The sequence below is a fragment of the Neorhizobium sp. T7_12 genome (assembly GCF_002968535.1).
GTDB lineage: Bacteria > Pseudomonadota > Alphaproteobacteria > Rhizobiales > Rhizobiaceae > Neorhizobium > Neorhizobium tomejilense.
Genome location: NZ_PVBK01000018.1, coordinates 72,781 through 96,399 on the forward strand (window position 1 = coordinate 72,781; position 23,619 = coordinate 96,399).

General features: G+C 60.2%; 19 protein-coding genes. 6 read left to right on the forward strand and 13 right to left on the reverse strand.

Going from position 1 to position 23,619, the window contains the following annotated elements; genetic code table 11:
* Positions 1-11: 11 nt before the first annotated feature.
* The 6 genes from C5J26_RS26590 to C5J26_RS26615 all read right to left on the reverse strand — a co-directional run bounded on the left by C5J26_RS26590 (position 12) and on the right by C5J26_RS26615 (position 8,736).
* Positions 12-1,070, reverse strand: coding sequence for an ABC transporter ATP-binding protein (locus C5J26_RS26590; RefSeq protein WP_245441283.1), 1,059 nt, complete (start codon positions 1,068-1,070; stop codon positions 12-14).
* A gap of 49 nt (positions 1,071-1,119) precedes the next feature.
* On the reverse strand, positions 1,120-2,856 hold the full coding sequence (locus C5J26_RS26595; RefSeq protein WP_105404500.1) for an ABC transporter permease subunit: 1,737 nt from the start codon (positions 2,854-2,856) through the stop codon (positions 1,120-1,122).
* 120 nt (positions 2,857-2,976) lie between these two features.
* Complete coding sequence (locus C5J26_RS26600) at positions 2,977-4,047, reverse strand: ABC transporter substrate-binding protein (RefSeq protein ID WP_105404501.1); 1,071 nt, start codon at positions 4,045-4,047, stop codon at positions 2,977-2,979.
* A 69-nt stretch (positions 4,048-4,116) separates the two neighbouring features.
* Positions 4,117-5,322 carry an acetylornithine deacetylase gene (gene argE, locus C5J26_RS26605; RefSeq protein WP_206051227.1) on the reverse strand — a complete coding sequence of 402 codons (1,206 nt, stop codon included), beginning with the start codon at positions 5,320-5,322 and terminating at the stop codon, positions 4,117-4,119.
* A complete protein-coding gene (locus C5J26_RS26610; RefSeq protein ID WP_206051228.1) occupies positions 5,319-7,661 on the reverse strand; it encodes a glycoside hydrolase family 3 C-terminal domain-containing protein in 2,343 nt (780 codons plus the stop codon). Before C5J26_RS26610 ends, argE begins: the two co-directional genes overlap by 4 nt.
* 121 nt (positions 7,662-7,782) lie before the next feature.
* Entirely contained in the window at positions 7,783-8,736 is a 954-nt protein-coding gene (locus tag C5J26_RS26615; RefSeq protein WP_046669338.1) for a LysR family transcriptional regulator, read from the reverse strand.
* A gap of 283 nt (positions 8,737-9,019) precedes the next feature.
* Here C5J26_RS26615 and C5J26_RS26620 point away from each other — a divergent pair, with 283 nt between their 5' ends.
* The 4 genes from C5J26_RS26620 to C5J26_RS26640 all read left to right on the forward strand — a co-directional run bounded on the left by C5J26_RS26620 (position 9,020) and on the right by C5J26_RS26640 (position 13,585).
* Positions 9,020-10,270, forward strand: a complete 1,251-nt coding sequence (locus C5J26_RS26620; RefSeq protein WP_105404503.1) for an NAD(P)/FAD-dependent oxidoreductase — start codon at positions 9,020-9,022, stop codon at positions 10,268-10,270.
* Between the two features lie 54 nt (positions 10,271-10,324).
* The gene (locus C5J26_RS26625; RefSeq protein WP_105404504.1) at positions 10,325-10,738 is read left to right on the forward strand and encodes a RidA family protein; all 414 of its coding nucleotides are present in this window, start codon (positions 10,325-10,327) and stop codon (positions 10,736-10,738) included.
* Between the two features lie 90 nt (positions 10,739-10,828).
* Complete coding sequence (locus C5J26_RS26630; RefSeq protein ID WP_105404505.1) at positions 10,829-11,506, forward strand: DUF1028 domain-containing protein; 678 nt, start codon at positions 10,829-10,831, stop codon at positions 11,504-11,506.
* Between the two features lie 507 nt (positions 11,507-12,013).
* Entirely contained in the window at positions 12,014-13,585 is a 1,572-nt protein-coding gene (locus C5J26_RS26640) for a BCCT family transporter (protein WP_105404506.1), read from the forward strand.
* Positions 13,586-14,005: 420 nt separating this feature from the next.
* On the opposite strand, the gene C5J26_RS26645 is transcribed toward C5J26_RS26640, so the two are convergent.
* Together C5J26_RS26645 and C5J26_RS26650 are read right to left on the reverse strand one after the other, a co-directional pair.
* Positions 14,006-15,208 carry a hypothetical protein gene (locus C5J26_RS26645; protein WP_105404507.1) on the reverse strand — a complete coding sequence of 401 codons (1,203 nt, stop codon included), beginning with the start codon at positions 15,206-15,208 and terminating at the stop codon, positions 14,006-14,008.
* Positions 15,209-15,221: 13 nt separating this feature from the next.
* Complete coding sequence (locus C5J26_RS26650) at positions 15,222-16,229, reverse strand: ABC transporter substrate-binding protein (RefSeq protein ID WP_105404508.1); 1,008 nt, start codon at positions 16,227-16,229, stop codon at positions 15,222-15,224.
* A gap of 460 nt (positions 16,230-16,689) precedes the next feature.
* Here C5J26_RS26650 and C5J26_RS32895 point away from each other — a divergent pair, with 460 nt between their 5' ends.
* Both C5J26_RS32895 and C5J26_RS26660 read left to right on the forward strand, forming a co-directional pair.
* On the forward strand, positions 16,690-17,580 hold the full coding sequence (locus C5J26_RS32895; RefSeq protein WP_172746099.1) for a hypothetical protein: 891 nt from the start codon (positions 16,690-16,692) through the stop codon (positions 17,578-17,580).
* Between the two features lie 192 nt (positions 17,581-17,772).
* Positions 17,773-18,357, forward strand: coding sequence for an N-acetyltransferase (locus C5J26_RS26660; protein ID WP_105404510.1), 585 nt, complete (start codon positions 17,773-17,775; stop codon positions 18,355-18,357).
* 187 nt (positions 18,358-18,544) lie between these two features.
* Here the strand turns inward: C5J26_RS26660 and C5J26_RS26665 are convergent, their stop codons facing one another.
* From C5J26_RS26665 to C5J26_RS26685, 5 genes are all read right to left on the reverse strand, one after another.
* The gene (locus tag C5J26_RS26665) at positions 18,545-19,381 is read right to left on the reverse strand and encodes a creatininase family protein (protein WP_245441284.1); all 837 of its coding nucleotides are present in this window, start codon (positions 19,379-19,381) and stop codon (positions 18,545-18,547) included.
* A 112-nt stretch (positions 19,382-19,493) separates the two neighbouring features.
* A complete protein-coding gene (locus C5J26_RS26670; protein WP_105404512.1) occupies positions 19,494-19,874 on the reverse strand; it encodes a hypothetical protein in 381 nt (126 codons plus the stop codon).
* Positions 19,875-19,922: 48 nt separating this feature from the next.
* On the reverse strand, positions 19,923-21,212 hold the full coding sequence (locus C5J26_RS26675) for an FAD-binding oxidoreductase (RefSeq protein ID WP_172746100.1): 1,290 nt from the start codon (positions 21,210-21,212) through the stop codon (positions 19,923-19,925).
* A 65-nt stretch (positions 21,213-21,277) separates the two neighbouring features.
* The gene (locus tag C5J26_RS26680) at positions 21,278-21,994 is read right to left on the reverse strand and encodes a GntR family transcriptional regulator (protein ID WP_105404514.1); all 717 of its coding nucleotides are present in this window, start codon (positions 21,992-21,994) and stop codon (positions 21,278-21,280) included.
* A gap of 131 nt (positions 21,995-22,125) precedes the next feature.
* On the reverse strand, positions 22,126-23,619 hold the full coding sequence (locus C5J26_RS26685; protein WP_105404515.1) for an amino acid ABC transporter permease/ATP-binding protein: 1,494 nt from the start codon (positions 23,617-23,619) through the stop codon (positions 22,126-22,128).

The window sequence follows — 23,619 nt, forward strand, 5'->3', positions numbered from 1 at the left end:
TTCCTTGGAGCTCAGCCCTTGTCGGCGAGGAAGCGGGCGGTGTCCGGCGCCCAGCCGAAGCGCACCATTGAGCCGACCGCCACGTCGCCGGCCTGAGCGGGAGCCCGGGCGATGATTTCCTGTCTGCCGGCATCGATGATCACACGCAGTTCCGAACCGCCATAGACGGTTTCGCGCACCCGGCCCTCGCAGAAGCCTTCACCGAGCGTGATGACTTCCGGCCGAACGACGATTGCACCCTTCGTGCCATCGGCTGGAACCTCGCCGGCGATCGGCAGCGTCCCGATGGCAGTTTCGAGCGCGCCAGCTGTCACGTTGCCACGGATGATCGACGAGATGCCGATGAAATCTGCAACGAACAGGTTCTGCGGCTCGTCGTACATCTGGCGCGGCGTGCCGAGCTGGGCGATCTTGCCGTCGTTCATCAGGCAGATGCGGTCTGACAGTGCCAGCGCCTCCTGCTGGTCGTGGGTGACGAAGATGATCGTCGCCCCCGTCTCGCGGTGGATACGTTTGATCTCGATCTGCATGGCTTCGCGCAGCTTGGCATCGAGCGCGCCGAGCGGCTCGTCCATCAGGATGATCGCCGGATCGTAGACGAGGCAACGGGCCAAGGCGACGCGCTGCTGCTGGCCGCCGGAAAGCTGCGAGGGAGAGCGTGATGCTGCATGCGCGAGGCCGACCGTTTCCAGCGCGTTAGCCACCTTGGCGTCGATCTCGGCCTTCGGCAGACGGCGCATTTTTAGTGCGAAGCCGACATTTTCGGCCACTGTCATATGCGGGAAGAGCGCGTAGTTCTGGAATACGACGCCAATGTCGCGCTTGTTGACCGGTGCGAGGGTCTGATCCTTGCCGTCGATGATGACGGTGCCCGACGTCGGTTCCTGCAGGCCGCAGATGAGCTGTAAAAGCGTCGTTTTGCCGGAGCCGGAAGGTCCAAGAAGCGTGAGAAGCTCGCCCGTGCGGACTTCGAGATCGACATGATCGAGTGCGGTGGTCTGGCCGTAGAGTTTGGCAAGGCCATTCACCTGAAGCTTGATTTCCGGCGTGTTCGCAGAGGTGGCTGACATGTCGAATGTGGTTCCTTTGGTCGTGATGGGATCGGAGGCGTTTCGCATGTCAGCGCGGCCTTGCCTTTTCGGCGATGACGAAGAGTACCGTCACCACCGCCACGATGAAGACCGAGGCGGCGGCCAGGGTCGGAGAAATGCTGAGAATGATATCGTCCCACATCTGCTTTGGGAGCGTCTGCTTGACGCCCGCACCTACGAACAGCGCTATGGTAAGCTCTTCAAAGGAGTGCAGCAGGCCGAACAGGAAGGCCGCGATGGCACCGCCCTTGATCAGTGGAAGAAGGACGAGACGGATCTGCTGCCAGCCGTTCGCGCCGAGTGTTCCGGCAGCCTGCAGAAGACGCCAGTCGAAGCTCCGGAACGTGGTCAGCAGGATGACGAAAACGATCGGCATGGCCGACAGCGTATGGCCGAGAATGATGCCGGTATTGGTGGCGATCAGGCCAATCTTGGCCAGCACGTAGAACAGCGACACGCCGATGACGATATTGGGCACGATCATCGGAAGCATGAACGACAGGAAGATCAGGCCGCCGGCCTTGCGTTGTGTGCGCGCGAGGCCATAGGCGGCCATGCCCGAGATGATGGTGGCAACAACACCTGTCACGATCGCGACCACGGCTGAACGCGCGGTTGCACCCATCCACTGATCGGAGCTGAGATAGGTCTGGAACCAGCGCAACGAAAAGCTTTTCGGTGGGAACTCAAGAAAACTCGAGCCGGAAAAAGCCATCGGCGGGAATGCCAGAACCGGCACGATCATAATTGCAATCACAATCCAAACGAACGTGGTGAAGACGCGACGCCCAAGACGCGCTGGGAACAGGCTGGCAATGAAGTCGCAGACAAACGCACCGATCTCGATCAATGCGCTGCCGATGGCACCGATAACGCCGCCGCGCCTGGCTGCAGCACTATTGCCCGAGACGGCCGACATGCCGAAGAAACGATCGTAAACGGCGATGGTAATCAGCGTCACGGCGAGAAGGAGGGTCGCAAGAGCGCCGCCAAGCCGCAGGTTGAACAGCTGCTGAACCTGGGTAATCATCATCTGGCCGATCACCGTTTCGCGTGGCGAGCCCAGAAGAGCCGGCGTGATGAAGAAACCGAGGCCCATCACGAAGATGAGCAGGCCGGCAGCGGCAACGCCCGGCATGGAAAGCGGCACGAAGATGCGCCAGAAGGACTGGCTACGGCTCGCGCCCATGGTCATGGCAGCGGGGACGAGGCGGCCATCGATTGACAGCATGGTCGGCAGCATTGTGAGGATTGCGAGAGGCAGCATGGCATGCGCCATGCCGAAGATAACCGCGCCGCGGCCGTAGAGCAGGTCGAGTTGGGTATCGAAACCCATGCCGGTCAACATCTGCGCGACGATGCCCTTGCGGGCGAGCAGCACGATCCAGGCGAAGTTTTTCAGAAGCGGGCTGACCCAGAACGGTAGCAGGACCAGCCACATGGCCATGCGCCGGCGACGTTCCGGCATGCCGGCCAGCCAGACAGCGATGGGATAACCGACGAGAAGGCAGACGATGGTGACTTGGGCCGAGATGGCGAATGTGTTGGCGAGCACCTTCACGTAGACGCCGGCCGAAAACATCTGCCGATAGACGGTCAGATCGAGAGCACCGGACTTCGGATCGATGAAGGACTGCCAGATCAGTGCGCCAGCCGGCAGGATCAGCAACAGAGCCATGTAGACAAGCCCCGGCATGGTAAGCCAGAGGCTATCCGCTCGCAGGCGCTTCCGTGAGAAGGTGTCTTTGGCGGAAAGTTCAGCCATGGATGTCCCGTTTGTTGAAATGGCCCGTTCAGCTTAGCGCAGAACCGGCCATCCATTGTCAGATAAACGGCCTCGCCGAACGGCGAGACCTGAAGCTCAGGTGGTCGTTTCCGATGAAAATCAGCTCAGAATCCACTGTTCGAAGCGCTGGGTTAGTTCGTCCTGATGCTCTGCCCAATAGGCAGCATTAAGAACAGCCAGGCCCTTGATGTTGGCGGGTGCCGTTGGCAGAAGCTGAGCCTTTTCCGCGCTCAGATGCTCGTAGGCCTTCATGTTGGTCGGGCCGCAAGCCAGGATGCCCGTATAAGCTGCCTGACGTTTTGCATCCAGGCACCATTCGATGAACTTGCGGGCAAGATCGGCCTTTTTCGTGTTGCCGGCAATGGTCCACCCATCGATGTTGAACAGGCCGCCATTCCAGACGATGCCAGCCGGTGCGCCGGCATTGATGGCTGCTTGTGCGCGTGTCGACCAGGTCGACATCATGTCCAGTTCGCCATTCTGAAGAAGCTGGGTTGCATGAGCGCCCGAGGTCCACCAGATGTCGATGCTGGACTTGACCTTGTCGAGGCTCTTGAAGGCGCGAACGACGTCCAGCGGATAAAGCTTGTCGAGCGGAACACCATCAGCGAGCAATGCCATTTCCAGCGTCGTGACCGGGCTGCGCCACATGCCACGGCGGCCTTTGAAAGCTTTGGCGTTCCAGAAATCGGCCCAGCTGGTCGGAACCGTCTTCATGGTGTCCTTGCGGTAAGCCATGGCGAGCGCGAAGATCGCGACGCCGGCGAAATCGGGTTCGAACGTGTGCGGGGCGAAGTCGGCCTTGTTGGGGACCTCGATGTTAAGGGGCAACATATAGTTGTTGCCGAGCTTGCGGATGCGCAGCACGTGTTCCGGCGTCATCAGGGCGACGTCGAACAGCTTGGTGTCGGTGTCGATCGCCATCTTGTACTGCGGGATCGGATCTGGCTCGTTGGTATTGGTTTGTATGGTAACACCCGTCTCGGCGGCAAAGGTGTCATAGAAGGCAACCTTGAAACCTTCGTAAAAGGCGCCGCCCATGTCGCGTACGACCAGCGTTTCGCCGGCAAATACGCGGTTGCCCTTCAGAAGAACCGGAGCTGCAAGCGCCACTGCGGCAAGCCCGGTCGTCGTCTTCATGAAACCACGGCGTGATACATTGTTATTCATTTTTACCCTCCGGCGTTTTTATTTGGCCTTCATCAACCCTACTCTTCCTGTCGCGACGGCTTCGGTAAATTACATTTTTCCGTGCATCTGCTTTGGGACATGCGAAGCAAGCGGCCGACGGCTTGTGCAAAACCGAATACAGGCCTCGGCAAGCACTGCATCGCACAGGGCAAGCTGGGTTTCCTCGATGAATTCGTCCGGGCGGTGCCCCTGATCCATGCTGCCGGGGCCGCAAATCACCACTGGAACGTCCAGCGCCTGCGCAAACAGACCCGCCTCCGTGCCGAAGCTGACACGGCAGTCCCTGGCTCCCTTCGGCAGGCACGAGGCAAAAGCCTGCACCACCGGATGACTGCGATCGATAGAATGGCCTGGATAATTGCCGGTGATCTCGATGTCGATCGATGCCTCCTTGAAGCGATCCTTATGCGGGGCCACGGCTGCCGCGCCGGCCTTGCGGACCTGCTCGGCAAGAGCAAGCGGATCGTCGGCCGCCATCATGCGGCATTCCATCAGCAGTTCCGCTTGATCCGGCACCAGATTGACCGCGGTTCCACCCGACAGCTTGCCGACATGCACCGTGGCGTAAGGCACCGAGTAACCGGGTTCACGCGAACCACGGGCTTCGATCTCGTCCTGCAATTTCCGCAGGCCGGATACGAAGTCGGTGGCGATATGCAGCGCATTCAGTGCAAGCGGCGCTTCGGCGGAATGGCGCGGAACGCCCCGGACTTTGACGTGAAAAGCCATCTTGCCCTTGTGGCCGAGACCAAGCTGCATCGATGTCGGCTCGCCGACGACAATCAGGTCGGGCAGGATGTCCCGCCCTACGATTTCTTCAAGCATCGGCCTGACGCCGACGCAGCCGATCTCCTCATCATAGGAGATCGCAAGCCATAGCGGAGCGGCCAGGCTTCTGACATCGATTGCCTCGGCCAGCGCCACGGCGGAAGCGACAAAGCCTTTCATGTCGGTCGTGCCGCGCCCGTAAAGCCTGCCATCTTTCCGGGTCAGGCTGAAAGGAGGAACGGTCCAGTCCTGCCTGGCGACGGGCACCACGTCGACATGCCCCGAGAGCATCAGCCCTCCCGGCACATCAGGCCCCAGACGCACCAGAAGTGCCGCCTTTTGCCCGCTCATGTCGTAGAAACGCTCGCAGACGGCACCCGCATTCGCCAGCGTCGCTTCAATCTCCTCGATCAGCGGCAGGTTCGTCTCGGAACTGACCGTGGGATGAGCGACCAGGCGCTCCAGCCAATCCTCAGTCGAGGTCACAGTTTTGACTCCGCTCCGTCCATCGCCGCGTTGATTTCGGAGATCAGTCCGGCAACCTCGGCCTCCGGAATGGAGACACGAAGACGTCGTTCGAGCGAGGTGAAGATGCCGAAGAACGAATTCGAGCAGTGGTTGAGCATGCGCATCGCATCCTCTTTCGAAATATTGCAGCGGTTTGTCAGATAGGCGCAGATGTGCTCGCAGGCGATGGCATTCGGCAGGACGTAGGCTGGCTGGGTATCGTAGGCGATGCGACGGAACGGCAGGACCGAAGGCTTGATCGTCAGATCGGCGACAAGCTTTGGATCGCGCGAAGAGGCGCCGACGACCAACCGGGCTTCGACGCCTTCCAGCACCCAGCGTCCGAGCGCCGGATCCCAGATTGCCAGATCCGAACCCTTGATGATGATTTCGACCCGCTTACTTTCGCCCGGCGCCAGCACCGGCTTGGCAAAACCCTTGAGCTCCTGCGGCGAACGCTTCAGCCGCTTGCCCGGCGCCTGCAGATAAAGCTGCGCGACTTCGGCACCGGTCCGGTCACCCGTATTGGTGACGGTGAAGGCGACGGTGATCGCGTCTTGAAGCCCAATCTGGGGCGATGAAAACGTCAGGTCGGAATAGGCAAAGCTGGTATAGCTCAAGCCGTAGCCGAAGGGGAACAGCGGCTCGATTTCGCGCAGATCGTAGGCGCGATAGCCGACATGAATGCCCTCGCCATAGATGTGCCGGCCGTTTTCACCCGGATAATGCAGGAAGCCGGGCACGTCGGCCAGGCGCTTCGGGAAGGTGACGGACAACTTTCCGGATGGATTGACCCTGCCGGTCAGCACGTCGGCGACGGCCCCGCCCATGGCCTGGCCGGAATAGAAGGTGACGAGTACCGCCTTCACCGCATCGACCCACGGCATTTCCACCGCATCCGGGCAGGCGATCACCACCGCCACTTTTTCCGAGGCCGCCCCGAGGGCCGCGATCATCGCATCCTGACCGGGGCCGAGCGCCAGCGTGGTCCGGTCGGAACCTTCACCGTCATATGCGCCCTCGGTCGAGGTGTAGACCAGAACTAGGTCCGCCTTGGCCGCAAGCGCCAGTGTTTCGGCATCGGCTTCCTCGCGGAACGTCAGGACGTGGTTTGTTCCCAGGGCCTGTTCCAGTTGCCCCAGCGGCTGGTCGACCATGGTCGGGATCGTCGTGGCGCAACCCGAACCCTGGATGACCGGAGTGCCGGCATCGCGGCCGACAACCAGAATGTTCTTCATGTCGGGCCGGATCGGCAGCAGACCTTCGTTGCGCACGAGAACCATCGAGGCTGCGGCCATCGCGCGCGCTTCGGCATGGTGTTCCTCGGCAGTATAGACCGGCAGCGGCTGGCTTGCGCCTGCGTTGCAGCGCTCGATCACCTCCAGCATGCGCCAGCACGACAGGTTCGCCACCTCGACCGGAACAGCGCCGCTGTCGAGCGCCGCAAGAAGATCCGCCTTGCGACGCGGGCTTTCCGGCATATCGAGATCACCACCAGCCATCAGCGAGACTGGACGGTTCTTGATGCCGTGCCAGTCCGAAACGACCACGCCGTCAAAGCCCCATTCGTCGCGCAGGACCCCATTGAGGAGCCATGGGTCCTGCGATGCCTGCACGCCGTTCAGGCGGTTATAGGAGGACATAATCGTCCAGGGTTTGGACTGCTTGATGGCGATCTCGAAACCCTTGAGGTAAATTTCCCGCAGCGCCCGCTCTTCAACGACGCTGTCCATCGTGGTGCGTTCGACTTCGGAATTGTTGCAGGCGAAATGCTTGAGCGAGGTGCCGACGCCCTGGGACTGGATGCCCTCGATGACCGCCGCCGAGAGCTTGCCGGTGACCAGTGGATCTTCCGAGTAATATTCATAGGAACGGCCGGCAAGCGGCGTGCGGCGCAGGTTGATGCCGGGGCCGAGCAGCAGATGGACGCCCATGGCGCGGCATTCCTGGCCGAGCAACACGCCAAGCCGCTGCATCAGACCCTCATCCCAGCTGTTACCCATGGCTGAACCGTTGGGGAAGCAGGTCGCCGGCTTCATTTCGCCCCAGGCGATGGCGACGTCGCTGGCGCGCTGGTTCACCACCGACAGGAAGGCATCGAGGTCCATGCCGCCGCGTTCATCGCTGTCGATCTGCGGGATCGAATAACGTACGCCGTAGGTGCCATCGGTCATGACGATCGGCTTGATGCAGTAAGCGGGAACCGCCGCAGTTTTCCACATTCCGAAACCGGAAAGCAGATCGGCCTTTTCCTGGTTGGTCATCGCATCGACGATTGAAGCGATCGTCTGGTCCGCGGACCGGTTCTTCTCTAACATACTGGACTCCGTGATGCGGCACTCACCGCACTGGCCGGGCGGCGTTTGGCACGCACCCTGTCAGCCGACGATCAAAAAGAAAAATAGGATATTCGGAACTGGTGCTTTGAAAAAAGCGAGCCTAGCTCTGCCCCGTCCGACGCAGGTTGAGAATCGGAGCTTCCATGCCGGGCACGTAACTGTCGGAAATCAGCTGGCTGCAGTGCTCCTCGAAAGTCCGCACCAGCCGGGTGGAGACTTGCTGGCCTACGCGGATCAGGCCAATGCGCATCGGCTTGTGATCACCCGACAGACGGAGGCCAACAAGCCCCCGGCCATCCAGCGCCGCCTTGTTCTTGGGCCGGACGTTGGCAAGCGTATAACCATACCGGCTGGCGACCATCGTGCGGATGACTTCCTGATGCTGGATCTGAGCAACAATATTCGGGTTGGCACCGGCAGCCGCAAAAAGCCCCAAGAAATAATCCCGGGATAGCGGCAGATCGAGCAAGATGAACTCGTGTGCTTCCAATTCGGCAAGCGAGATCGCCGAGCGCTCCGCCAGTGGATCGGTCTCGGCGACCTGAACATAAGGCGGCAGTTCAGCAAGCGGGGTAAACTCGAAGCCTTCGGGAACCGACAGATCGTAAGAAAGTGCAATATCCAGTTCAGCACGCTCCAGCCGCGTCAGCAGCGTACGATGATCCGCGACAGTCGGCCGGACCGTTACGCCGGGATAGGCAGCCTTGAAGCTCTGGCTGACTTCCGGCAGCAACATGGGCGCAAAGGTCAAAAGGCAGCCGAGCGACAGAGTTCCGCGAATCTGGTCTGTCGCTTCGGACGCCGCCGTATAGAGGTTCTGGGCCTGCTCGATCACTGCCTTGGCTTGGAGCAGCAGTTTCTGGCCGGCCGGTGTCAGTGACAGACCCTGTGCGTGGCGCCGCAGGAAAAGCTGGGTGTTAAGCTCGATTTCGAGCTGCGAGATCGCGGTGGAGATGGAGGGTTGCGAAACACGGATGCGATCCGATGCAAGCGTGATGGAACCGGCCTCGGCGGTGGCAATGAAATATTCGAGCTGACGCAGTGTGAAACGCATTTCAGGCCCCGATGCCAAATGTCACGCCCGAAGGCCGACGGGTAAGCCCATGCCAATGCGAAGGGATGGAGGCCAGCTTATTATTTGCGCTTTTCCTAAATGTAAATGTTCTCCTGCAGCCTGACTTGGCAACAGCGCTTCGCCGCGCCGCATTGCCCTGCTTTCGCCAATCCTAACCAGTGCTGCAACAAATCGTAATTTTCCGAATGCCAACCGTTCGATAGAGCGGAACCATAGCTGACGCCGTTCGGCGGGTCTTGGCGAAACAGAAAAGGGCGAGTGCATGTCAGTCGAGAAGATCCACACGTTGATTGTCGGCGCCGGCCAGGCAGGTGTGGCCATGAGCGAACACTTGAGCCGCAACAGCGTCGACTACATCGTGCTGGAGCGCGGCCGCATTGCCGAACGCTGGCGTTCGATGCGCTGGGATTCGCTCGTTGCCAACGGTCCCGCCTGGCACGACCGCTTTCCCGGAATGGATTTTCCCGGCCACCCGGATGCGTTCGTGCCCAAGGATGGCATCGCCGATTATTTCGAAGCCTATGCCGACATGCACAAGGCACCGATCCGCTGCGGTGTCGAAGTCACCAAGGTCGAACGGCTTGAAGACCGCCCCGGCTTCAGCGTCGAAACATCCGACGGCGCGATCGAAGCCCTCAACGTCGTCGTCGCCACCGGGCCATTCCAGAGCCCGAGCATTCCGCCGATCGTGCCCGCGGATACCGGCGTTACGCAGATGCATTCGAGCGAGTACCGTAATCCCTCCCAGCTTGCAGACGGAACCGTGCTGGTCGTCGGTGCGGGTTCGTCTGGCGTCCAGATTGCCGAGGAGCTGATGCTTTCCGGCCGCAAGGTCTACCTATCCATCGGCCCGCATGACCGCCCTCCCCGCGCCTATCGCGGCCGCGATTTCGTCTGGTGGCTCGGTGTTCTCGATAAATGGGACGCACAGGCGCAGGCTCCCGGCTCGGAGCATGTGACCATCGCCGTCAGCGGTGCGCACGGCGGCAAGACAATCGACTTCCGCCGCCTGGCATCGCAGGGCATGGTGCTTGCCGGCATGACCGCCGCATACCGTGAGGGATCGGTTTCCTTTGCCGACGATCTTGCACGCAACCTCGATCGCGGCGACCAGAATTACCTGTCGCTGCTCGACGAGGCAGACGCTTTTGTCGCCCGCAACGGTCTCGATCTTCCGCAGGAGCCGGATGCGCGTATCCTCGGGCCTGAAGTCGACTGTGTCACCAACCCGCTGCGCGAGTTGAACCTGTGCGACGCCGGTGTCACCACCATCATCTGGGCAACGGGCTTTGTCTCGGACTATAGCTGGCTGAAGGTCGATGCCTTCGACGCGGCCGGCCGCCCCAAACACCAGCGCGGCGTCTCGGCAGAAAAAGGCATCTATTTCCTCGGCCTCCCGTGGCTCTCCGGGCGCGGCTCCAGCTTCATCTGGGGTGTCTGGCACGACGCCAAATACGTGGCCGACCACATCCTCATCCAGGACAATTACCTCGCCTACGCGCCGAAATCCTGATGGACCGGCAGAGACCTGCCGGCATCCTGCATGAACCATCCGATGGAGAAGAGAATGGCACATACGCGCATTCGCAAGTTCAACACCAAGGAAACCTATCCCGAGCAGAAGCTCGACAACGACCTCTGCCAGGCGGTTGTTGCTCGCGGCACGATGATCTTTCTGCGTGGCCAGTGCCCGCAGGACCTCGACACCGCCAGGAATATCGACAGCCATGATCCGGTCGGGCAGACGCACAAGGTGATGCAGAACATTCGCCAACTGGTGCAGGAAGCCGGCGGCCAAATGGAACATGTGACAAAGCTAGTTGTCTATCTGACCGACGTTCGCCACCGCGAGGCCGTCTACCGGACCATGGGCGAATATATCAAAGGCGTCTTCCCGGTCTGCACCGGACTCGTCGTCGTGGCGCTGGCACGGCCGGAATGGCTTGTGGAGATCGACGCGACGGCCGTCATTCCGGACTGATAGTTTTTCAAAGCGTTCAGCAGGCATCTACCGGCCGACGCACGCTGCAGACCGGAAACGTTATCCCGCCGTCCTGACACAGGAGTTCCCATGACCTTCTCCATCGTCGCTCGCTGTGAGCAGACCGGCCAGTTCGGTGTGGCGATTTCGTCTTCGTCGCCTGCGGTCGCCTCTCGCTGCGCCTGGGCTCGTGCCGGCATCGGCGCGGTTGCGACCCAGAACGTCACCAATCCCGCACTCGGACCAAGGATGCTGGACGAACTTGCAAAGGGTGCAAGCGCGGCGGACGCCGTGACCTCGGCGCAACAGAGCGATGATTTTCCAGACTATCGCCAGTTGCTGGCGGTGGATGCGCACGGCGGGACCGCTATTCATTCAGGCCGCAACGTTCTCGGAACCTGGACCTCCGCAGTCGGTCACCAATGTGTTGCCGCCGGCAACCTTCTGGCCAATGACGGCGTGCCGAAGGTGATGATCGACGCGTTCGAGGCCACTTCGGGTACTTTGGGTGACCGCCTCATCACCGCGCTCAGAGCGGCTGTCGATGCGGGCGGCGAAACCGGCCCGGTCCGGTCGGCGGGCCTGCTGATTGTCGACAAGGAAACCTGGCCCTATGCCGAACTCCGGATCGATTGGCTGGACGATGGCTGCCCGATCGCAGCAGTGGCGCGGGCGTGGGACGTCTACAAGCCGCAGGCCGGGGATTACGTGACGCGGGCCCTTAACCCGCTGGCCGCTCCATCATACGGCGTACCGGGCGACGAATGACGACGATCCTGTCGGGTATTCCTTCTGGGCGAGGCATATGAACCTCCGGTCTTATTCCTTTGCTCTTGCTCTTGATGGGATCGAGCCGCTGGCCCGCTAAACGTCATGTTTTATTGCCGAGGCTCCGGACGTGTTGGCGGATATCGGACGTCTGCGTTTCGGTCCGAAAATCGTGCTATTTGCCGACCGCAGTCTTCCGGTCGGTCTTGTCCATCATTAGCCGCGTTGTTTCGAATGCCGCCTTCTTTCGCAAATAGCCACGAAATTTGCCTACAGGAATTCGGTTTTGGACAAGCTCATGGTCGCAACTGACCCGAGTGCAAACGAGTGATCTGTTAATCACTGAAGGAAAGCGGCCGTAGATCCGCACAAACACAAAGGCGCGTCCGGCGTCGCTACCTCAACAGCATTATCAGCCCACGACCTGGCCTCTCTCAAGAAGTCGGCCCCGTCGCGGTATCCGGAAATTCAAGGGAACGTCACTACATAAATCTGGAGGGATAAAGCATGTCGACTACAGACAGACTGCGAAGCGTAGATCCGGCGGTATTCTGGCCGGCCCTAGCGATAACAGCCGGGTTCATCTCATGGGGAGCATTGGCCCCGGATAGCCTCGCCTCGGTCACCCAGGCCACGCTTTCGGCGATCATCAACGGTTTCGGATGGGGCTTTGTTGTCTCGACCGCGTTGTTCCTGGTCTTTGCCGGCTTCCTGGCGATCAGCCGTTTTGGCAAGATCAGGCTTGGGGCTGATGACGAGCTTCCGGAATTCCGGACGGTTTCATGGGTATGCATGATGTTCAGTGTCGGCATGGGCATCGGCCTGATGTTCTGGGGCGTAGCCGAGCCGGTTTTCCATTTTGGCGCCCCGCCTCACGGGCTGGCGGTCGCGCAATCCAAGGAAGCCGCTCTGCTTGCGATGAAATATTCCTATTTTCACTGGGCCCTGCACCCTTGGGCCATCTATGCGATTGTCGGTCTGGCAATCGCCTACTTTACCTATCGCAAGGGCTTGCCCATCCTGATTTCAAGCGCGTTCACCCCCCTGCTGGGCAAGGCGGTGAATGGACCGATCGGTAAAACGATTGATATTCTCGCCGTCATCGCCACACTGTTCGGCACGGCGACGTCGCTTGGACTTGGTGCACAGCAGATCAACAGCGGTCTGAATTTCCTCTGGGGGACTGGTGAAGGGACCGGCATTGCCCTTGCGATCATCGCGGTGCTGTCGATGCTGTTTATCCTGTCGGCAGTGTCCGGGGTGGGCAGGGGCGTACAATTCCTGAGCAACATGAATATGGTGGTAGCCGCCGCGTTGCTGGTGTTCCTGGCCATCGTTGGACCGACCATCTTCATCCTCAACACCTTCACCGAAGCGCTCGGCGACTACCTGGCCGATCTCGTCACAATGTCGTTCCGCACCGCCGCCTTCAGCGACGGCAAGTGGCTGGGGAGTTGGACGATCTTCTACTGGGCCTGGTGGGTGTCCTGGGCGCCTTTCGTCGGCGTCTTTATCGCGCGCATCTCAAAAGGGCGCACCATCCGCGAATTTGTCATTGGCGTTCTGCTCATTCCGAGCGGCGTAACCTTCCTTTGGTTCACCATCATGGGTGGTACGGCGCTGCATTCGGAACTGATGGGGGCTGGTGGACTTGTCGAGGCGGTCAACAATCAGGGTGCCGCCATCTCACTGTTTGCGCTACTCGAACAATATCCGGGAACTGCGGTCACTTCGTTCCTCGCGATATTCCTTGTTGCGATCTTCTTCATCTCGGGAGCAGATGCCGCCTCGATTGTGATGGGCATGCTGTCGTCTCACGGCGCACTTGAGCCTGCACGTGGCGTCGTCGTCCTCTGGGGCGTCCTTGCCGGCGCGTCGGCCTGCGTGTTGCTGGTGATGGGAGGTTTGCAAGGCCTGCAGACCGCGTCGATCATTGCGGCAGCACCCTTCCTCGTCGTTATGGTCGGGTTGTGCATCTCCCTATGGATCGCGCTGTTGGACGACCTCGAAGGGCGCAGCAAACTGGCCCCACCCCTGCCCGAAGGCCCGCCTTTAGGCGAAGCACTCGCGGCTCAGTAGGTCACCGCGTTGTCACCCAAGCAACCAACCAATCGCACCCTAAACTGAGTTTCAGGTGCGATTGGCAGGAAGCGTGCGCGGGTTAAATTCACCCCCTGCCACGTTTTTATCCTGACCCCACGCGAGGCATTGCTTACAATGACCACGATGCTCAAGCCGTCGAAGACCACATCCGCGAAACCGAACGCACCCGGCTGCGTGCACTGGTGGCCGCCGATGTGCCTGCAGCCAAGCTGTGAATAGGCATCATGCAATGACCCCGGTTACTTGAGCAATAACAATTATTTAACCCGGCGATCGGCACCGGGACCCCACATGCAATCTTCAATGATGAGCGCTCGGGCATCCCGCCAACCAGGATGCTAGGGGAGAACGGATCGCGCTTAAAAGGAACATCGAGCGAGAAGATGTTGTACTCGATCACTTGCCGTGAACAGAGACCTCTATCAAGCGACGGTGCGCTTCGATCACCGGCTCGAGTAGGCTCCGTGAAACCTCCGTCGGAAGATCGAGCCTGGTATGGCAGCTCCAGTTGACCCCTAGGCAGGCGAAAGCCTTCTTGTAACCTTTCTGTACGATCGTGGATAATTCGCCCGCTTCCGATAATACGCGCTGCGGATCGTCCAATCCTGGCAAACCGGCAAAAGCTGCCCCTGCCGCTTCGTGCAAAGCGGGCGTCGCCATGCAAATGCGGTTGAAATCCGCAACGTCAAGCATTCGACCACCACGAATTTCTGTTCGAGCGCGAGACGCTAATCCCGCGCCAAAATGTGCCCAAACATCTGTCTTATCGGGTGCGGGCGCCAAGTCTAACACCGCGTGAGTCCCTGCAAACCTCAGCTCATGGGCTCCGCTGTTCATCAAGAACAAGGAGTGCGCGGGAAACGCTCTTGGCAGCCACCGCGCGATCTCAAGAAAACCTGCCGTACCAGCGCCGCGTTCGACCGAGCATGTGAAGAAACCAGATCGAGGAGTGGACAACACAATCCATCGATCGCCACGAGCCATCCGCGCAACCAACGTTGGACTATCGCCTGTTTCCACGTCTCCAGTTAGGTAGAGCCTTACAGGTTGTCCGGCAGCAGCCATCGCCGCGTAGCAAGGCAAATCAAGCGGACGGCCAATGGCCACAGGCAACGGAACGAACGGCCGGTCCGCATAAGAGTTCAGGCCGACAATCTCACCGGTCGGGCCGAACGGCAAAATGATCGCAGCCAGAGCGTCGGCTTTTGTAACCGCTTCCAAGAGTGGCCCAACGACTGACGTCCAGATCGCGGCATGACGACCATAGGGCAGCAGAATGACGGCAATGCGGCCTGCCGCTCTTTGTGCGTCATAAAGGCTATGAACCATTGCCAATCGCCCCTCCACGCCATGATCCGGCGTTGGGAAAACAACGGGCTGAGGGTAGACCTCAACCGAGGAACCCTGGCCTACCAGCTCACATCGACGCGACCGAAATGTCGGCACAGGAACGGGTGTCGTCTCCAGCTGATATCCAGCCTTGGAAAGCTCGCCCGCGACCCAGCTTGCTGTGGCGTGATCCCCAGCACTGCCGGCCGCCTTGTCCCCGAAGCCGGCGTGCGTGAGAAGATCATCCCACAAGCGATTGCCATCCAACATCACTCGCATTGCCTCACTTGTACATTACTGTCGCACGCTTGAGCATTTCGGCTCGAACCGTTGCGTCCTCCTGCGTGCCGAGCAACGGAGCTTGCAAAAAATCTTTGACGTTAGGAGGATACCGATCCTCAAGACCGGCAACCGTCGGGCGCCGTGCGGAACCTGCATAAATGAGTTGGGCTTTGTCAGAGAGGAAGAAATTCAAGAGCACTCGGGCAGCATTGGGATGTGGCGCGTTCTTAACAACGGCTCCATCGAAGTTGCCATAAACAAGACCCTCGGACGGAAGAATGACTTCAAGAGGCAAACCCTTGTTCAGCAGCGTATCGGGCAGAATGAAGGGAATGTAGATCGGGTACTCACCGCGCGCGACACGACGAGGGCTGTCTCGAATTTCACGAGTGAAGGCGGGCTTGTTTTCAGCAAGGCGCTTTTGATAATCCTCGCCGAGTTTGTCGTAGGTTACCGCAAAAAATAGGCCGCCGCCTCCAACGGAGCGAAAATCGTCGGATAGGATCTTGCCCTTCCAAGCAGGATCCGCGAGATCCGCCCAGCTTTTCGGGCGTTTCTCCTTCGGCATTGAAGCATTGACCACGATACCCATGCTTTGCGAAAAGATCGGCAGCCTCAGCTCGCTTCCTGCAAAGTCGGGCGCTAGCCGAGTTGCATTGGGTATAGCGCCGTGTTTATCGAGCACGCCCATCGCCTCGAGCGACACGGAACCTCCGCTGAAGGACATGTCCGCGACACCTCGGTTGGTCGCCAGTTCGAGGCGCAGTTTCTCAAATAACTCGCTCCCTCGAAGTTCGAGCTTCAGCGCCTTGATCCCGTATTCGTCCGTGAATGCAGACAAAATCTCGTCAAGCTGAGGAACGCCGACCTGCGACGTGTACAGCGTGACAGTTCCTTCCTTCTTCGCTGCCTTGACAACGTCCTCCCAGGGTTGTTGAGCATGGGCAACAGTCGCTAAACCTATGGCAAGGCTGGCCAGGGCAAAGCTCCTCAACATTTTCGAAATCATCACGTCCTCCTCAAGATGATGCGTCTGCACGATTGAACAACAGGACAGCCAAGTTGTTTATCTGGATGGTGCTTTCGGCTGATTTCTTCCAGCGCGGCTTCTGGATTGTCGGCATAACCATCGGTCTTCTGCAGAAATACGTTTTGCGAACGAAGTGTCGCTCGCAGCTCTTTAAGTTCTGGGTATCTCCTTCACCGACAGGTTCCGTTCGTTCTTGGCATCCTCCCGAGTCTGCCGTCGTCTACGACACCTCAACCTTACGAACGCCAGATAGCTTCGAGAAGGCAGCAATATGCCAAGAGTGTTTTCGCGAAGACAGAAAGATCCGGATTCGAGTCCCGCTATGTCGCCGGTGAGGTAGCTCTCAGCGTTGCGGATTTGAGAAAGATGTTTCACTCACTAAGGCTGTTTACTCCGAACCGGGAGCCGGTAACCTGACCGCGAGACTGGGAGGCAAGACGTGGAGAACAATGAACTCGTTGCGGTGCGGCTTCTGGACCGACCCATCATCGTGCCCGCCATGTCGCCGCGGATCGGGACTAACATCAATGGACCGAGCCTGATCAGGGTCCCTTCTTGGGTAGAGCGCCCCCTTGGACGTTACTATCTCTATTTTGCCCATCATCGAGGAGATCATATCCGCCTTGCATATGCAGATCGTCTGACAGGCCCGTGGATTATCTACGAGGACGGAACACTTCCGCTTTCGAAATCCGGTTTCACCCACCATTTGGCGTCCCCGGAGATCGTCATCGATCATCAAAAGAAGCAATTCCGCATGTTTTTTCACGGCGGCGACGAGATCAAGAACCAGTTTACACGCTTGGCGATATCGCCTGATGGCATCCACTTCACAGCCCAACCTGACAATCTGATGAACCCGTATGCCCGGTTATTCACTCACGGTCCTTGGGTATACGCGATTACGATGCCAGGGCAGATTTACCGGTCATCTGACGGCATTTCTGGATTTAGTGCTGGGCCTATGCTGTTTACGCGTCATATGCGTCATTCCGCAGTATGGATAGAAAACAATGTCCTTCACGTGGTCTATAGCAATCGAGGCGATGCCCCTGAGTGCCTGCTGTACGCTCAAGTGCGGCTCGAAGGTGAATGGTTGACATGGAGGGAAGGACCCTCAAGGATCTTACTTAGGCCAGAGCGGGATTGGGAAGGCGGACGACTTCCCATCGAACCATCAGTGATTGGTCCTGCAGATGAACCTGTAAGGCAACTTCGTGATCCAGCGGTCTACGAAGAAGATGGAAGGCGTTACCTGATCTATTCGGTCGCCGGCGAAGCTGGGCTTGCTCTGGCGGAAATCCATAGCCGTAAGCTCGAACCAGAATGAAAACCTTAGCCTTGTTCTCCCGCAAGACCGGTACACGCAGTTGGCATTTCGGGGCTCCGCAGCATGTGGCTAACAGTTCAACGCGTTCTTAGCTAGCAGCAACCGGTATCGTTCCCACGCCATCCGCGTTACGATGCGTAGCTAAGAACGGACGCGGTCGCTGCGTCGTACCACCTACGTCAGGAGGGCAGTATGAAATCTCCAACAGTGAGAGTTATGGCCGCGGCCGAGGAAGATCTGGCGGTCGAAACGGTCATGCTGGCGTTTGCAGCGGATCCTATGGCGCGATGGACCTGGCCGCATGCACACCAGTACCTTGCGGCCATGCCGCGAATGATCCGGGCGTTCGGGAGCAGCGCATTCTCTAACGGAACTGCCTTTTGCACCGACGGCTACGTCGGGACGGCGCTGTGGCTATCGCCCGGGGTCCATTCCGACGAGGAAGGGCTTGGTGCGGTGCTCGAGAGCACGGTTGCGCGCTCTCTTGCCCCCGAAACCACGGCCATATTCGAACAGATGGCCGCGTACCACCCGACCGACCCACATTGGTACCTGCCCCTGATCGGCGTCGACCCGGCGCATCAAGGCGAAGGTCACGGCGACGCCTTGATGGCGTACGCGCTCGCACGGTGCGATCAAGACCACGCGCCAGCCTATTTGGAGTCCTCTAACCCGCGTAACATTCCATTCTACCGACGCCACGGCTTCGAACCGCTCGGCGCGATCCAGGTCGGTTCGTCGCCGACGCTCGTCCCGATGCTGAGGCGGCCGCGTTGAGCTTCAGTTCGGTCAGATAGTTTGTAAAGGCGCCGAGCGCGCGGCACAGCCGCGAAACGCAGGACGAACCGGCGAGAACGTTCGCCGGCGGCGCCTAGTCGGGTTAATTGGCAATGTCCACTTTTAGAGTGCTTGCATTTCTATAGTCGCTGTCCTGCTCTACTATAGCGGATAGCCTTCGGCGAGGTCAGCTTCCTTGTTTTGCATTTGAGATCTCACGCGTAAGTCTCGGCGAGGCGGCGTCACGAGCGATTCCCAGCCGCAACGGTGTACGGGCGAATGCTTCCAAAAATGCTGCCAGCCCCCTAACCGTCGCTTCGAGGATCAGGGCCCCATTTTCCATGGTAGCCTTTGCCGGATCGCCGAAATAGCCGCAGTCGTCGGCCTGGAAGATCGGTGGCCAACCGGCCCCGAACGCGGTGATCGGATCGTCCGCGTGGCCCGGCGCGATCCAGGGTTGTACCAGGCGCGCCGGAAGCCCTTCGATCGCCGATCGGACCCGTTCGCGCGCTTCCGGAGAGGTCAATGCCATCGTCAGCGCCGCCTCCTGTTCGCAGGCATGGCCGGTGCGCGGCAGTGCGCCCTTCAGAAGGGGAAGCCAGTCCTTCTCGCTCGGTGCGAAATAATCGACCATGCCAACCGCATATCCGTCGGTCACCATCTGGGCGCAGAGCGAGCGCAACGGCGCCGAGTTGCCCCCGTGACCGTTGACGAAGACAACGCGTGGAAATCCGGAATCGAGGATTGAGCGCGCGCTATCGGCAAGAACGGCAAGATAGGTTTCCAGCCGGAGGCTTATCGTACCGGGATGGCTGAGATGATGCGGCGAGAAGCCGACCGCTACTGCGGGAGCCACGACGATCTCCGCGCCGGCCACGCGACTTGCTGCCATCTCGGCGACGGCGGACGCCAAGAGCGTATCGGTCTCCACGGGAAGGAAGTCGCCGTGCTGCTCGATCGCACCGGTCGGCACCACGACCAAAGCACCGGCATCCCGCTTCGCCGCCAGCTCCGCACGCGTCAATTCGGCCCATATGAAAGAAGACGGCGCAAAATGCCTGGGTGCTATGCCTGTCATGTCGGGAACCTTCACGGCTGGAGTAGCGGGCGGCGGCTTATCCCCGCCCGCACGGAGATTACATGTCACCCGCTTCTTTCGAAGGATTGGCGCAGACGGCGATCACGAGGCCGGCCTCGCCGATAATGTGGCGGTAGCGGTAATTGACGGGCAGGTACATCGCATCGCCAGGCTTGAAGATGTGCTCCTCGCCGGTCTCCTCAACGATCTGCTTCGACCAGCCATGCAGGCAATAGAGGATCACCTCATGCACGCCATCGCCCTCCACCATGGTGTCGAAGTGCGGCATGTAAGTTGTGATGTGGAAGGAAATCGACGAGCCGTGCAGCTTCTTGGTGATCAGCCGGTGGCTGAACTCCTGGCCCGGATGCACCCAGGTCAGCGCGACCTCTTCCTGGCGAGACCACTTGATCTTGCCGCCAACCCTTTCTTCGCTCATGTCATGACTCCTTGATTGAAAAATTGGATTTCCAGATGTGTGGCGGCTCTATCGGAACCGCGCTTCAAAAGCGTCCCGGACCTCCCAGACCGGCAGGATGAGATGCGGTCCAAGGCCGGATATGCGGCTGAAGGGAATCGGCCGCGGAGCGGTCAGCGGCAAGGTCAGGTCCGCGTCCGCCATCCGGCCGGCAAGCCAGGGGCCAATTTCTCGCCCGAGAGCCGTCGTCAGCGCGACGCCGCGGCCGTTGCAGCCGATCACCGCGTAGATGCCTGGCTTGATGCGCATCATCCGCGGCAGAAAATCCAGCGTACCGGCGATGATCCCGGTCCATGAATATTCCACTCTGACTTCCGGGAGATCCGGAACCATGCGGCGAAGACGATTTGCAAAAAGCCTGCGGGCCAACGCCATTCGTCCAGGCAGCGGCGGCACCATACCCCCGGTCACCAGCCGTCCGTCAGGAGACCAGCGCAATGCGAAGGTATGACGGCGCGTATCGGCAATCGGGGCCATGTCAGGCAACACGGTCGCACGAAGAGCCCGGGGCAACGGCTGGGTCGCGATCTGGAAAACGCGGGCGGGAATGATCGACGCACGCAGCTCCGGCAACAGGTTGCCGATCAGCGCATTGGTGGCCATGAGCACGCGGCGGGCGCGAACCTCGCCACCCGCAGTCCGCACGCGCCAACCCTGCCCATCGGGTTCGATGCTCTTTACGGAACTGTCGCCGAACAGTCGCACGCCCGCCGATATGGCAGCGCGCGCGAGCCCGTACGCATAGGCAAGCGGCGTTATCTGCCCGCCGGAAGCCACTCGTATTCCACCATGCAGCGACGGCAGGCCGGTGCGCTTGAGCATGGCATCGCGTTCGAGCCATTCGGCATCGACGCCCGCCGAGAGCAGCCGCGGCATGCGACCGTGAAGCACTCCTTCCGCCGCACGCGAATGTGCCGGCTGCAACCAGCCGTTCTGCACAGCGTCGCAGTCGATCTCGTGGCGCTCGATCAGGTCAAACACCGCCTTGCCGGATTCGGCGACGAGCTTCAGCAAGCGTCCCGCATGATCGGCGCCGAGCGCCGCCACGACCTCGGCAGGCCCAAGCGATGTCTTGAGGCTTGGAACCACGAAGCCGGTATTGCGCCCGGATGCCCCGAAGCCGGGCTGATGACTCTCGAGCAGCACCACGTCGAGCCCCGCTTCGGCGGCGTGCAGGGCGGATGAAAGGCCAAGGAATCCCGCACCCACGACCACGACATCGGCGGTGATCGCGTCCGTCAGCTTTGCGCATTTGGGCGCGGCTGGCGTAACCGCCTCCCACAATGACCCGACTTCCATCTTCATTCCTGTTCATGCGGGACCTTGGCCCGCGCCTTCAAAATTTCGGTGCGGATCTCCCAGCGCTAGAGGTTGATCAGGTCGTACCCTCGCCCCGTTGCAAGCGCCTGGAACAGGCCCTGGCGGGTCTGCTCGTTGTGACGGATCATGATTTCCCGCGCCGCTGCCTGGTCGCGGCGGGCCAGGGTTTCCACGATCTGGTGGTGGGAGACGTTGGTCTCGTTGTTCACATCCCGCAACTGGGCGCCGAGATAGAAGAAGCGTTCCAGCGCATCGATCTGATGGGTGAGCAGCTGGACGAGCCTTCCATTACCGGTCGCTTCCGCAATCGCCAGATGGAATTCGCGGTTGGACCTTATGAACGTAGCCAGACTGAGCTCCTCGCCCTGATTGTAGGTCGCATCGGCTAGGGAATTCAGGCGATCTATCTGCTCCGGCGTCAGCTTCGTACAGGCGAGTTCGGCCGCTCCCGCTTCCAGGATAGTGCGTACGTCGAACAGTTCGTCCATATCGGCAAAGGTGATCGGCGTGACCTGATAGCCACGGCGCGGAAAAGACCTGACCAGTCCTTCCTGCCGCAAGGCGGCCAACGCCTCGCGGGCCGGCGTCTTGGATATGTCGAAGCGCTCCGCGACTTCGGCCTCGTTCAATTCCTGACCCGGCCGGATGACGCATGTCAGAATCTGGGTTCGCAACGCATCATAGACCTGCTCGGTCAGCGAGGCCGGTTTTGCCGGCTGCACCACGCGCCGCCTCTTCCTGATTGGGGTTACCTCACCCATGCATTCTCCTATGTATAATTCGGCGTTTCGGCCTGCAATCCAGCCATTGTTCAAGCAGATATGCACGTCCAAGGCGCAGCGGATAGACAGCGTTCCTTGCCAGCAAGCAAATCGACATGGCTTATCCCTGACTATTCGCGAGACAGAAAGGCACGAAAGTAATCGGGCGCTTCGTCGTTGAAAGCCTGCTTGCGCGGCAGATCCATCAGAAGTCGCCCACGCTCCATGTAGACGATACGGTCGGCGATTCGTCGGGCAAAGCCGATCTCATGGGTGACGATCACCATCGTCAAACCCTGCCTGGCCAACTCAGCCATCACACCCAGCACGCTCCCGGTCGATTCCGGGTCCAGCGCGGAAGTAGGTTCGTCGAAAAGCAGGGCATCCGGCTTCATGGACAATGCCCGGGCAATGGCGACGCGCTGGCGCTGCCCGCCGGACAGTTCCACGGGATAAGAATGCACCTTGTCACCAAGACCGACCTTGTCGAGCAGCCCGTCCGCTGCAGCAAGCGCCTCCGTCTTCGGAATGCCGAGCAGCCTGCGAGGGCCTAAAGCAACGTTCTGCCGCGCGGTCATCGTCGGAAACAGGGCAAAACTCTGGAACACCATGCCGAGGCGACGGCGACGCTTGTCCAGCATGTGCTCCGGGCGGGCGATACGACGGGCCGCGTCGGCCCATGGCAGACTTTCGCCATTCAGCAGCACGTCGCCGCTGTCCGCTGGCTCGATCCAGTTCAGCGCGCGCAGCAACGTGCTCTTGCCCGACCCCGACGGTCCGAGGATGACCACGACTTCACCCTTGCCGACGGAAAGCGAGACATCGTCCAGCCCTTTGATCGGCCCGAAACTGCGGGTGAGGTTGCGCGCCTCAAGCACCGGGTCGCGACGAGAAGGTGCATCTGGTCCCAGGTCCGCCCGCACCACGGTGCGCTCGACGATCGGCGGCGGTGCTGACACCTGGCTGGAGGTCTTCAGCGCGACCGCCTTTTCTATCCGGTGCTGGATCAGCATCCAGATCGTCAGGATGACCAGATACCAGAGCGCAACGGCCAGATAGACTTCCAGCGAACGGGTGGTCGATTGGGCGAGTTGCTGGGAGACGCGCAGGAGCTCGGCGAAGGAGATGGCAGCGAGCAGCGACGTGGCCTTGATCATGTAGCTGAAATTGTTTCCGAGCGGCGGTATGATTGCCCTTATCGCCTGCGGGAACACCACCTTGAGGAAGATCTGCCAGTGATGAAGTCCCAGCGCCAGGCCTGCCTCGCGTTGATCGCGCGAGACGGACATCAGGCCGCCGCGCACGATATCAGCCATGCGTGCCCCTTCGTTCAGGCCCAGTGACAGCAGGCCGGTCGCGACCAGACTCAAGGGAACGCCCATCTGCGGCAGTGCAGAATAAAAGAACAGGATCTGCGCCAGGAGCGGCGTGCCCTTGAACATCCAAATGAAGCAGAGTGCCGGCCAGCGCAGCAACTTGGGCGCCGCCAGCATGCCTGCCAGGACAAAGCCGAGGACCGTTCCGATCGTCTGAGCGACGACGGCAACCCAGATCGTCACCCAGGCCGCCTTCAGCAGGAGAGGCGACCGAAGGATATCCAGGAATATGCCGGCGTCGAAACCCAC